The sequence below is a fragment of the Rhizobium sp. 768_B6_N1_8 genome (assembly GCF_051811225.1).
Taxonomy (GTDB): domain Bacteria; phylum Pseudomonadota; class Alphaproteobacteria; order Rhizobiales; family Rhizobiaceae; genus Rhizobium.
The window spans coordinates 4,458,598-4,470,000 of sequence record NZ_JBPWPV010000001.1 but is presented as its reverse complement, the minus strand read 5'-3'; the positions used below and the strand labels follow the sequence as shown (position 1 = coordinate 4,470,000).

General features: G+C 60.6%; 10 protein-coding genes (1 of these 10 only partly in view). 5 read left to right on the top strand and 5 right to left on the bottom strand.

Going from position 1 to position 11,403, the window contains the following annotated elements:
- The 4 genes from AB8B33_RS22635 to AB8B33_RS22620 all read left to right on the top strand — a co-directional run.
- Positions 1 to 712, top strand: partial view of an ornithine cyclodeaminase family protein gene (locus AB8B33_RS22635; RefSeq protein WP_439016951.1) — the 3' portion only. It extends 236 nt beyond the left edge of the window; 712 of the gene's 948 nt are visible here — the last part of the coding sequence; its start codon lies off the left edge, out of view; its stop codon occupies positions 710 to 712.
- The gene (hrpB, locus tag AB8B33_RS22630; protein WP_439016950.1) at positions 709 to 3,174 is read left to right on the top strand and encodes an ATP-dependent helicase HrpB; all 2,466 of its coding nucleotides are present in this window, start codon (positions 709 to 711) and stop codon (positions 3,172 to 3,174) included. The genes AB8B33_RS22635 and hrpB overlap by 4 nt, the downstream gene beginning before the upstream one ends.
- A 123-nt stretch (positions 3,175 to 3,297) precedes the next feature.
- Positions 3,298 to 4,608, top strand: coding sequence for an ActS/PrrB/RegB family redox-sensitive histidine kinase (locus AB8B33_RS22625; protein ID WP_439016949.1), 1,311 nt, complete (start codon positions 3,298 to 3,300; stop codon positions 4,606 to 4,608).
- 67 nt (positions 4,609 to 4,675) lie between these two features.
- Positions 4,676 to 5,254, top strand: coding sequence for an ActR/PrrA/RegA family redox response regulator transcription factor (locus tag AB8B33_RS22620; RefSeq protein WP_025670009.1), 579 nt, complete (start codon positions 4,676 to 4,678; stop codon positions 5,252 to 5,254).
- On the opposite strand, the gene AB8B33_RS22615 is transcribed toward AB8B33_RS22620, so the two are convergent.
- The gene (locus AB8B33_RS22615) at positions 5,255 to 5,749 is read right to left on the bottom strand and encodes an MmcB family DNA repair protein (protein ID WP_037070647.1); all 495 of its coding nucleotides are present in this window, start codon (positions 5,747 to 5,749) and stop codon (positions 5,255 to 5,257) included.
- Positions 5,750 to 5,758: 9 nt separating this feature from the next.
- Entirely contained in the window at positions 5,759 to 5,929 is a 171-nt protein-coding gene (locus tag AB8B33_RS22610) for a hypothetical protein (RefSeq protein WP_162747990.1), read from the bottom strand.
- A gap of 2 nt (positions 5,930 to 5,931) precedes the next feature.
- Here AB8B33_RS22610 and AB8B33_RS22605 point away from each other — a divergent pair, with 2 nt between their 5' ends.
- Positions 5,932 to 6,615: a L,D-transpeptidase gene (locus tag AB8B33_RS22605; protein ID WP_113322127.1), complete on the top strand. Its 684-nt coding sequence runs from the start codon at positions 5,932 to 5,934 to the stop codon at positions 6,613 to 6,615.
- A gap of 73 nt (positions 6,616 to 6,688) precedes the next feature.
- Here AB8B33_RS22605 and AB8B33_RS22600 read toward each other — a convergent pair whose 3' ends face one another.
- From AB8B33_RS22600 to AB8B33_RS22590, 3 genes are all read right to left on the bottom strand, one after another.
- Positions 6,689 to 8,860, bottom strand: a complete 2,172-nt coding sequence (locus AB8B33_RS22600; RefSeq protein ID WP_439016948.1) for a malate synthase G — start codon at positions 8,858 to 8,860, stop codon at positions 6,689 to 6,691.
- An 89-nt stretch (positions 8,861 to 8,949) separates the two neighbouring features.
- On the bottom strand, positions 8,950 to 10,362 hold the full coding sequence (locus AB8B33_RS22595; RefSeq protein ID WP_439016947.1) for a cytochrome P450: 1,413 nt from the start codon (positions 10,360 to 10,362) through the stop codon (positions 8,950 to 8,952).
- A gap of 50 nt (positions 10,363 to 10,412) precedes the next feature.
- Entirely contained in the window at positions 10,413 to 11,360 is a 948-nt protein-coding gene (locus tag AB8B33_RS22590) for a DUF1402 family protein (protein ID WP_439016946.1), read from the bottom strand.
- Positions 11,361 to 11,403: the final 43 nt, after the last annotated feature.

The following is an 11,403-nucleotide window of genomic DNA, read 5'->3' as shown; positions in this document are numbered from 1 at the left end:
TGCAATCTTCGGGAGCTATCTGCTTTCTTCTGCGGCAAGCGGGCAGATGCTGGCTGTCATGGAGGGCGGAGAATTGACGGCGCGGCGGACGGCAGCGACCTCAGCCTTGGCATCGCGCTATCTTTCCCGAACGGATGCAGAGGAAATGCTGATCTGCGGCACCGGCCGGCTTTCACTTAATCTTATGCAGGCGCACGGGACAGTCAGGCCGATCCGGCGCTACCGTATCTGGGGGCGCAATAGCGAGGCAACGGAGAAGGCGGCGGCGGAAGCGCGGGCTCTTGGGCTGCGGGCCGAAGCGGTGAGCGATATTGAAGCGGCCGCAAGAACAGCCGATATCATTTCCTGTGCGACACTCTCCAGTGAGCCACTTGTTCGAGGCGAATGGCTGAAACCCGGCGCCCATCTCGATCTGGTTGGCGCCTTTAAGCCCAGCATGCGGGAGAGCGACGATGCGGCCGTACTGCGCGCCGCCGTCTATGTTGACACAAGGGCAGGCGCGCTGAGCGAAGGCGGCGACATCGTCCAACCATTGAGGAGCGGGCTGCTGAAAGAGAGCGATATACGCGGCGAACTGGCAGAGCTGATATCAGGTGCCTGTGACGGGCGGAAAGATGCACAAGAGATTACCCTCTTCAAATCCGTCGGCGCAGCGCTCGAGGATCTGGCGGCTGCCATCCTTGCCTATGAAATGGTGACGGCCCGAAAGTGAAGACGACGCCCTCTTTGCCGGAGCTTCCGGTTTCGCATGTGCTGCCTGATATCAGCGCGGCGCTTGGCAAGGAGAAGCGAGCCGTGCTTTCGGCTCCTCCAGGCGCCGGCAAAACGACGCTGGTACCGCTTCATCTCCTTGGCCAGGCCTGGCGTGACGAAGGGAAGATCATCCTGCTGGAACCGCGCCGGCTGGCGGCACGTGCCGCGGCGGGCCGCATGGCGTCCCTGCTCGGCGAGCAGGTGGGCGAAACGGTCGGTTACCGCATGCGCCTGGATAACAGGATATCGGCCAGGACGCGGATCGAGGTTGTCACCGAGGGCGTCTTCGCCCGTATGATCCTCGATGATCCCGAGCTCTCCGGAGTCTCCACCGTCATCTTCGACGAATTCCACGAGCGGTCGCTGGATGCCGATTTCGGCCTTGCGCTGGCGCTCGACGTTCAATCGGCGCTTCGCGAGGACCTGCGTATCCTTGTGATGTCGGCCACGCTCGATGTCGAACGGGTCGCTGCACTGCTTAATCATCCGCCTGTTGTCGAGAGTACGGGTCGAAGCTTTCCGATTGATATCCGTTATCAGGACCGGCCGGGCGGCGAGCGCATTGAAGACGCGATGGTGCGGGCGATCGCCAGTTTTCATGCGAGCGAACCCGGATCGATTCTCGCCTTCCTCCCCGGCCAGGCGGAGATCACCCGGACAGCAGAGCGGCTCGAGGGGCGGTTCGGCACCCAGACGCTGATTGCACCGCTCTACGGTAATCTCAGCCAGAAGGAGCAGGATGCGGCGATCCGCCCTGCGGCACCGGGCACGCGCAAAATCGTGCTTGCGACCTCAATTGCCGAAACTTCGATCACTATCGATGGCGTGCGGATCGTGATCGACAGCGGGCTGCAGCGACTGCCGGTCTTCGAGGCATCGACGGGCATCACGCGGCTGGAAACCGTGCGGGTGTCGCGCGCTTCGGCCGATCAGCGTGCCGGCCGCGCGGGAAGGACAGAACCTGGCATCGCGATCCGCCTGTGGCATCAGGGCCAGACGGCGGCACTTCCGGCCTTCACACCACCACAGATTCTTTCGAGCGATCTTTCCGGTCTCGTGCTCGATCTCGCCCATTGGGGCGTTCAGGATACGAAATCGCTCGCTTTTGTCGATCAACCGCCGGAGACGACAATCAAGGAAGCACGCGCGCTATTGGCGCAGCTTGGGGCGCTGGACAAAAACGGTGCGTTGACGGCGCGAGGCAAGGTGATGCGCGACCTCGCCCTGCCGCCGCGGCTGGCCGCCATGGTGGTTTCGGCTGGCGAATCGGGTCATGCTAGGGATGCGGCGCTGATATCCGTGCTGCTGACCGAGCAGGGGCTCGGCGGCACTGGCATCGATCTGGAAGAGCGTCTGCGACGGTTCAGAGGTGAAAAAGGCGAAAGGGCCGAGGCTTCGAGACGGCTCGCAGGAAGACTCTCAGAAGGTTTCAACGGGGTTTCGAGCGCTGAACCTGCGCTTGCAGGAAGGCTTCTGCTGCATGCGTTCCCGGATCGAATCGCGCTTCAGCGCGGCGCGCGCGGGCGGTATGTCATGGCGAACGGCCGAGGCGCCGAGCTTGCGGAGACCGAGCGGCTAGCCGGCAGCCAGATGCTCGTAATCGCCGATCTGACGGGTCGGGCCGCACAGGGGAGAATTCTGGCGGCAGCGGACGTTTCCCGCGCCGACATCGAAGCCGAGCTGCCGGGCGAAATCCGGACGGACGATCAGACCTTTTTCGATAGGCAGAGCCGGCAGGTGCGGGCACGCCGGGCCACAAGACTCGGCGCGATCGTTTTCGAGGAAGCGCCGCTTCCACGCCCCTCGGGCGAGGCGGTGGTACGGGCGCTTGCGCAGGGATTGCAGGAGCTGGGGCTCGATCAGCTTCCCTTTTCCAAGGAGGCTCTGCAGCTTCGGGAGCGGATCGGCTTCCTGCACCGGACGATTGGTGAACCATGGCCCGATATGAGCGACGAAGCGCTGCTTGACCGCATGGAAGACTGGTTCATCCCTTTCCAGATGGACGCGCGAGGGCTTTCGGATATTTCCGCCTCCGGGCTCTCCAACGGACTGATGGCACTCGTCCCGCACGACCTGCAGCGCGATCTCGCACGGCTTGCACCAACGCATTTCGATGCGCCGACGGGGCAACGCCATCCGATCCAATACGACGGCGAAGAGCCGACGCTGACGATCCGGGTACAAGAGCTCTTCGGTCTCAAGCAGCATCCGGCGGTCGCCGGCGGACGATTGCCTCTGCTGCTGGAGCTTACTTCGCCGGCGCACAGGCCGATCCAGACGACCCGCGACCTGCCAGGTTTCTGGGCGGGCTCGTGGAAGGATGTGCGCGCGGATATGCGGGGGCGCTATCCAAGACATCCCTGGCCGGAAAAGCCTGATGAAGCGGCGCCGACGACAAGGGCAAAGCCCCGTGGTACATAATCCGCGGCGTTGGAGCGCCGTGCGTTCATTCGGACGCGCAACGGACGCTCTAACTCTTTGAATCTACGCATCAAGCTTTCCGAAATCGATTCCGATTTTCGGAAGATGCTGTAGGAGTGTGGCGTGATTGAGAAGACCGAAATCCAGACACGGGAAGACAGGCTAAGCAGCCGCCGGCTACGCCTGCAGACTTTGGTGCGATTGCGATGGCTGGCGGTCATCGGCCAGGCGGTAACAGTCTTCATCGTCGCGTTCCTGTTAAAATTCCCCCTGCCGCTGGTTGCCAGCTGCTCGCTGATTGCCGCACTCGCCGCGGTGAATTTCTATCTGACGATACGCTATCCGCCGACTCACCGGCTTGAGCCGCGTGCCGCTTTCGCGCTTTTGGGTTTCGACCTTCTGCAGCTCTGCGCGCTGCTCTTCATTACTGGCGGCCTTGCCAATCCCTTTGCGGCACTGGTCTGCGTTCCCGTCATCATTTCCTTCGCCTCACAGCCGATCCGCTACAGCACTGCATTGATCGGCTTTGCGATGGTCTGCATTACCGTGCTTGCCTTCTCGCCCTTTCCACTTCCGTGGTTCGACGGGATGGAAATCAACGTGCACAATGTCATGCAGTTCGGCGTCTGGTGTTCAATTGCTTCGACCATGGCCTTTGCCGCCTTCTATGCCTATCGGGTGTCGATGGAAGCAAGCCAGCTTGCCGACGCGCTGGCGGCAACTGAGCTGGTGCTGCAGCGGGAAAAGCATCTTTCCCAGCTCGACGGGCTTGCGGCGGCCGCAGCCCATGAGCTCGGCACGCCGCTTGCCACGATCAGCGTCGTTGCCAAGGAGATGGAGCGCGAGCTCAAGAATGACGACCGGTTCCGCGAGGATGTGCAGCTTCTGCGCAGTCAGAGTGAGCGCTGCCGCGACATCCTTCGCCGGCTGACGACGCTCTCCGCCGAGGGCGAGGCGCATCTGCGGCGGCTACCCCTTTCCTCGATGATGGAGGAAATCGTGGCGCCACATCGCGAATTCGGCATCAAGCTGGAGTTGATGGAAAAGAGCCCGCGCAGGGGCGAGCCTGTTACCGACCGCAATGCCGGCATCATGTACGGGCTCGGCAACCTCGTCGAGAACGCTGTCGACTATGCGCGGGAGAAGGTGACGGTCACGGTCGAGCATGATCACGAAAAGGTGCTCATCGTCATCGAGGACGACGGCAACGGCTACGCGCCCGATATTCTGACGCGGATCGGCGAGCCTTACGTCACCAAACGGCAGAGGGAAGATACGGCTGGAGGCCTGGGGCTGGGGCTTTTCATCGCCAAGACGCTGCTGGAGCGCTCCGGCGCGTCTTTGATTTTCGAAAACCGTGATCCGGAAAATGCCGGCGCTCGCATTCGAATCGAATGGCCGCGCGTGTTGATAGACGCAAATTCGACAAAATGACTTTGTGGGCATAAACAGAATATAAGCGGTTGACGCATTCGGACATTCAACCGCCGGGACCGTAGCGATGACAGATCAGAACCATGAGATTTCCGCCGGCTCCAACGAGGAGCATATCGGGCCTGACCCGAGCCTGCTGATCGTCGACGACGACGGCCCGTTTTTGCGTCGTTTAGCACGGGCTATGGAGGCACGCGGCTTCCATGTGGAAACGGCCGAATCGGTGGCGGAAGGTGTGGCAAAGTCCAAGGGCCGGCCGCCGAAATATGCGGTGGTCGACTTACGACTCGGTGACGGCAACGGTCTCGATGTCATCGAAGCGATTCGCCAGCGCCGCGACGACACGCGCATCATCGTGCTGACGGGCTACGGCAATATCGCCACCGCGGTGACGGCAGTGAAGCTCGGGGCTGTGGATTACCTGGCGAAACCTGCTGATGCCGATGATGTGTTTGCGGCGTTGACGCAACGGCCCGGGGAAAAGGCGGAACTGCCGGAAAACCCCATGTCGGCGGATCGCGTGCGCTGGGAGCATATCCAGCGTGTCTACGAAATGTGTGAGCGCAACGTGTCTGAGACGGCACGCCGGCTCAACATGCACCGCCGCACGCTGCAGCGCATCCTCGCCAAACGCGCGCCGAAATAGTCAGACATCATCCACGTTGAACGGTTTGCCGTTTGCCCATTCGGCCATCATCAGCCGCTGCGCGGCTGCGCGCGAAAAGTTGAGCGTTACGGCCTTGCGGGTCGCCGGCGGCAGGCGGTGTTCAGGTGCCTCGCGCAGCATATGCGCCCCGTAACCATCTGAAAGAAAAAGGCCGCACTCCTCTGGAAATATATCGACAGGCACATCCTTGTGTGTTGCAAAGAATAGCCGGTCGCAATGCAGACGGTAATCCGGCCATTTACGATCGACCTTGAAGTCCTCGATCGACGTCTTGATCTCGATGATCCAGACCTCTCCCTTTTCAGAGATGGTAATCAAATCGGCCCGGCGGCCGCTCGCCAGAGGCAGTTCCGGCAGCACTGCGTGGCGCATATCGTGGAGCAAAATCTGCATGCCACGGCGCACCATCATGGCCCTGTCCGATTGCCGGCCATCGATTAACGGATTGTTATTGTAAACGCTCAAAATCGTCATGGATAAGTGTCAGGGGGCCTTGGTCATTGTTGCAAAAAAGCCATGCGCTTCTAATTTGCGGCGCAGATGGATTTTGTCGCACCGCAGCAGCCTTGCAAAGGCAAAGTTAATCGAAAATAAACCATAAGCAACGATGGTCGAAAGACTATCCTCCCTTGCCCCAAAACCTTCACGAGTCATCCATGCGCATCCGCAATGCATTCCCTGTATTTGGCCTGCTGGCGACCCTGGCACTGGCCGGCTGCTCCACGACGTCCGAATCCGCGTCCGTCGATGACAAGGGCGCAGGTCCGACCGTTCAGACGGCACAAATCTTCAATGACGCCTACGGTGTGACGTCGGATGCCGGATACTCCCTGCCGGCAATTCCGATCGACCGCGTCAAGCCGGAATTCCGCCGGCAGATCGTCAGCTACCAGAGCGACGAGCGTCCGGGCACGATCATCGTCAACACGCGCGAGCGTCACCTCTATTATATCCTGCCCAACGGCAAGGCCGTCCGCTACGGGATCGGCGTCGGCAAGCAGGGCTTTGCATGGTCCGGCACGGCCTATGTCGCCTGGAAGCAGGAATGGCCAAACTGGCATCCGCCGAAGGAAATGGCCGTCCGTCGTCCTGAAATCGCCAAGTATGTCGAAGACGGCATGGGTCCAGGCCTCAGCAACCCGCTCGGCGCACGCGCCATGTATCTCTTCAACGAGAAGGGCCAGGACACGCTCTTCCGCCTGCATGGTACCCCCGAATGGGCATCGATCGGCACCGCCGCTTCTTCTGGCTGCATCCGCCTGATGAACCAGGACGTGATCGATCTCTACAGCCGCGTCCGTCCGGGCAAGACCACCTCCAAGGTCATCGTTATCCAGTAAGCTAGAAGCTGAATTCGGTATAAAAAAGGCCGCCGGACTTTTGAGTCCGGCGGCCTTTTTGTATCTGGCGGGCTCAGGCGGTCTGCTTTGCCTTGAGCTCGATGCGGCGGCGATGCAGGACCGGCTCGGTGTAGCCGTTCGGCTGTTCCCTGCCCTTCAGGACCAGATCGAGTGCTGCCTGGAAGGCAATCGAATCATCGAAATTCCCGGCCATCTGGATGTAGGCCGAATCGCCGGCATTCTGCTGGTCGACGACGGCGGCCATACGCTTCATCGTTTCAACGACCTGCTCCTTCGTGACGATCTTGTGGTGCAGCCAGTTCGCCATGTGCTGGGCGGAAATCCGCAATGTCGCGCGGTCTTCCATGAGGCCGACATTGTTGATGTCAGGCACCTTGGAGCAGCCGATACCCTGGTCGACCCAGCGCACGACGTAACCCAGAATGCCCTGTGCATTGTTGTCGAGTTCGCGCTGGATTTCGTCCGGCGTCCAGTTCGGCCGTACAACGACCGGCACCGAGAGAATGTCGGCGAGCTTGGCGCGGGTGCGATCCTTCAGGCCTTGCTGCACCTTGGCGACATTGATCTGGTGATAATGCGTGGCATGCAGAGTAGCGGCCGTCGGCGACGGCACCCAGGCTGTGTTAGCCCCAGCCTTCGGATGGGCGATCTTCTGCTCCAGCATTGCGGCCATCAGATCGGGCATGGCCCACATGCCCTTGCCGATCTGCGCGTGGCCGGAGAGGCCGCATTCGAGGCCGATATCGACATTCCAGTTTTCGTAGGCTCCAATCCAGGCGGCCTGCTTCATGTCGCCTTTGCGGATCATCGGGCCGGCTTCCATAGAAGTGTGGATTTCATCGCCTGTGCGATCGAGGAAGCCCGTGTTGATGAAGACGACCCGTTCGCGGGCAGCGCGGATGCATTCCTTGAGATTGACCGTCGTGCGGCGCTCCTCGTCCATGATACCCATCTTCATGGTGTTGCGCGCCATGCCGAGGGCGTCTTCAACGCGTGAGAAGATCTCGACTGCGAAGGCGACCTCTTCGGGGCCATGCATCTTCGGCTTGACGACATACATGGAACCGGCACGCGAATTCTTGCGGCGTCCGGACGGGCCGACATCGTAGAGCGCAATCAAGCCGGTAATTACGGCATCCATGATGCCTTCCGGAACCTCGTTGCCATCGCGATCGACGATCGCCGGATTGGTCATCAGGTGGCCGACATTACGCACCAGCATCAGAGAGCGGCGATGCAGTTCGAAGCTCTGTCCGCCGGGGGCCGCGTAGGCGATATCCGGGTTGAGCTTGCGAACGAATGTCGAACCGGCCTTGGCCACTTCTTCCTGCAGGTCGCCCTTCATGAGGCCGAGCCAATTGCGGTAGACGACGACCTTGTCCTCGGCGTCGACGGCAGCAATGGAATCCTCGCAGTCCATGATCGTGGTGATGGCCGATTCCAGCCAGACGTCAGAAATATGGGCCGGATCGGTCTTGCCGATCGCGGTCGAGGCATCAAGCACGATTTCGATATGGATGCCGTTATTCTTCAGGAGAATATGGGTCGGCGCGTTCGCATCGCCGCGATAGCCGGCAAAGTGTCCGGCATCTTTCAACGCCAGTGTTTTGCCATCGACGGCAGCAATCGCCAGAGCACCATTCTTGACGGCGAGGGAGCCGACATCCTTCCAGGAGCTACCATCGAGGGGAACGGCGGAATCGAGGAAATTGCGCACCCAGGCGATGACCCTTTCGCCGCGCTTGGGGTTGTAGCCACTGCCCTTTTCGGCGCCGTCCGTTTCCGGGATGGCATCGGTGCCATAGAGCGCGTCATAGAGCGAACCCCAGCGAGCATTGGCGGCATTCAACGCATAGCGGGCGTTCATGACGGGAACGACGAGCTGCGGGCCGGCAAGAGAGGCGATCTCGGCATCGACATTGGCAGTCGAAACCTGAAAATCCGGCCCTTCGGGCAGGAGATAGCCGATCTCTTTCAGGAAGGACTGATAAGCGTCCATATCCGTCGGTGCGCCGTTCCGGCGATACCAGTCGTCGATCTTTGCCTGTAGCTGGTCGCGCTTCAAAAGCAGCGCGCGGTTCTTCGGCGCCAGATCATGTACGATCGCCGAGAAATCGGCGAAGAACTTGTCCGCATCGATGGCGAGGCCCGACAATGCCTCCTTCACGAGGAAATCATGAAGGACGGCTTCGATGAAGAGACCATTCTTTTCAATGCGGCTCATGCGGTGTCTCCCTTGCAGTGGCAGCTTTTTTCATGCTGCCACTTTGCCCGGCTTTCATTCACAGTCAATTCAGCAACAATTCGAAAGATTTATGCAGGCTTGGAAACAGTCCGGCGGGTCACGCGCATCGGAAGGCCGTTTTGCGGCTGCGTCGTCAGCTTCTGCACCGGCCAGGGATTCGTCTGATCGGTCGAATCGAAACGGTGGTGCTGCATCAAGACGGCCAGCGCGATAACCGCTTCCTGAAGCGCAAAGGTGGCGCCGATGCAGACGCGCGGACCGGCGCCGAACGGCAGGAACTGGAAACGGCCGATGGAGGCACGGTTTTCCGGCAGGAATCGTTCCGGCATATAGGCGCGCGGCCGATCCCAATGGAGTTCATGGCGATGCAATGTCCAGGGCATGACGAGCACGGTGACGCCAGCCTCGATCTCGACACGCTCGCCCTTGGGGCTCGTCCAGTAATCATCTGCAATGGCAGCGCGATTGATCGAAGGAGCGGGCGGATAAAGGCGGAGTGCCTCCTCGAAGGCGGCGCGGGTCTGTGGCATCAGATCCGGCCATTCAACCGGTTCTGCGCCTGATGCGAGGACCCTATCGATCTCCTCTTCCATCGCCTCGCGGATATGCGGGCTGTTCGATACGCAATAGAGCGTCCAGGCGAGCGCGCGGGCGGTTGTCTCGTGGCCCGCACCGATGAAGGTCAGGATATTGTCTTCGATCTCCTCCTTCGTCAGGCCATCGGGACCGGCCTGCTCCAGCAGCAGGGTCAGGAAATCGTTCGGCGCCGTGCTGCGGTCGGCCTTCATCTTGGCGAGCCGCATATCCATGGTGTTGCGGACGATGGCACGGAATTTCTCAAGGACCTTCTGGCCGCCGATGCGTGTCACACGTGGAACCCAGGACGGGGCCCGCAGCAGATCCATCGGATCGACGCGGCCCATGCGATGCAGCAGCTCGTTGACATCGTCGGCGAAGTGGCCGCTCGATGTGACGATCTCACCGGAAAACAACGTGTCTGCGAGGATGGCGAAGGTCAGCTCCGTCATGTCGGTGCTGATATCGAAAATCGTGCCGGCCTCCTCGACATCGGCATATTTGCGGGCGTAGTCCTCCGACTGGCGCAGCATCTGGTTGGCAAAGCCCTTGGCATGCCGGGGCGTGAAGACGGGGGCGACGGCCTTGCGCGAGCGTTTCCAGACAGGGCCTTCCGCAGTCAGCAGCCCGTCGCGAAGGATCGGGCGCAGGACGAGCTGACGGACATCGGACATGCGGTAATTGTTGGCGTTATCGACCAGCACATGTTTGATGAGGCCGGGATCGTTGACGATCAGCGTTCTCTGGCCGAAGAAATTGGTGCGGATCCAGGGCAGCGTATAGGATGGTTCGCCCCAGAGCTCGAGCGGGTTGCGGAAAATCGTCCTGATGATCTCGAGCCGCGACGGCGGCACGGTGCGCGGCAGCGGTGCCGGCGGTACGAAGGGGTCCGGACGCATGTCCATGAGCATAGCCTTTCGCGGGAAGCTATCGTCTTCCCAGCAGGCCTCGAAAGTTAGAGCAGGCCCTTCAGCTCGTCCAGTTTATCGTTGACCAGCCAGCCGTAATAATTCTCTTCCGGCCAGACTGTCGTGCCGGAGGAGCGATTCTTGGCGGCAAGCGCTGCTGCGCGCTGGCGAGAATTGCCGACATTATAAAGTGTGGCCGTGACTCCCGGATTGCCGGAGATATCCATGCCGGCGATCTCCTTGTAGTCGTCGATCGACCTGCGGATCGAGGCGGCGACGAAGGCAAGCGAGATGTCTGGGTCCATGATTGCCTTGTAGACCGAGCCGGCATTCTTCTCGTTCAGGTTCGGATAGCCGGAAACGCGGGATACGAGATCAGACAGCATCAACGCCGTCAGCGGGTTGACCTGGCCAAGGCCGAAGGTCTGGCCTGCGTAGAAGGGCTGGAAGAAGACGGCACTGAAGCGGTTGTTCGGGAAGCTCTTGCCACCGACGGTCTTTCCACGAAAATCACTTTCCCAGACATCCTCGCGGCAAGTCCAGAGCGTGTAGGAATCGCTCTTGCCGTTGCAGGCGGCAAATTGCGGCCGGTCGACGAAATCGTCGACGTTCTCGCCATCATAGGCAAAGCGGAAGCTCTCACCGGCATAGGAAGCGGCCTTCACATAGTAAGCCTGCAGGCGGTCATAGGCATCGACATTATAAGTATGTTCGCCGACGATCGCGCCGATCACGTGAATGGGATTGATGCCGTAAGCGTTTGATACCTTCTTGATCTTGCCCAGGAGCTCATGGTCGGTCGACAGGAGATCGTACACCTTCTCATATTTGATATCGAAGGTCGTCTTGGTGCCCTTGGTGCGGCGGACCGAAGCGCCTGGAATATCCGGCTGCTCGGCATGACGGTTTCCGGGCGGAACAGCCTGCGCCGCAAGCGCAGGGACCGAGCCCACGATAGTCATGGCAATCACAAGGCTTGTCAAAAGGCGTCGCACGATCTGCTTTCCCGTCTTTCCCTGTCGTCTTCGTGGCGGCTGA

Coding starts and splice junctions, on each gene's coding strand:
- AB8B33_RS22615 (WP_037070647.1), bottom strand. CDS start 5,749: ATGACGATTTTGAGCGTTTACAATAACAATCCGTTAATCGATGGCCGG.
- AB8B33_RS22605 (WP_113322127.1), top strand. CDS start 5,932: ATGCGCATCCGCAATGCATTCCCTGTATTTGGCCTGCTGGCGACCCTG.
- AB8B33_RS22610 (WP_162747990.1), bottom strand. CDS start 5,929: ATGACTCGTGAAGGTTTTGGGGCAAGGGAGGATAGTCTTTCGACCATC.
- AB8B33_RS22600 (WP_439016948.1), bottom strand. CDS start 8,860: ATGAGCCGCATTGAAAAGAATGGTCTCTTCATCGAAGCCGTCCTTCAT.
- AB8B33_RS22620 (WP_025670009.1), top strand. CDS start 4,676: ATGACAGATCAGAACCATGAGATTTCCGCCGGCTCCAACGAGGAGCAT.
- AB8B33_RS22595 (WP_439016947.1), bottom strand. CDS start 10,362: ATGGACATGCGTCCGGACCCCTTCGTACCGCCGGCACCGCTGCCGCGC.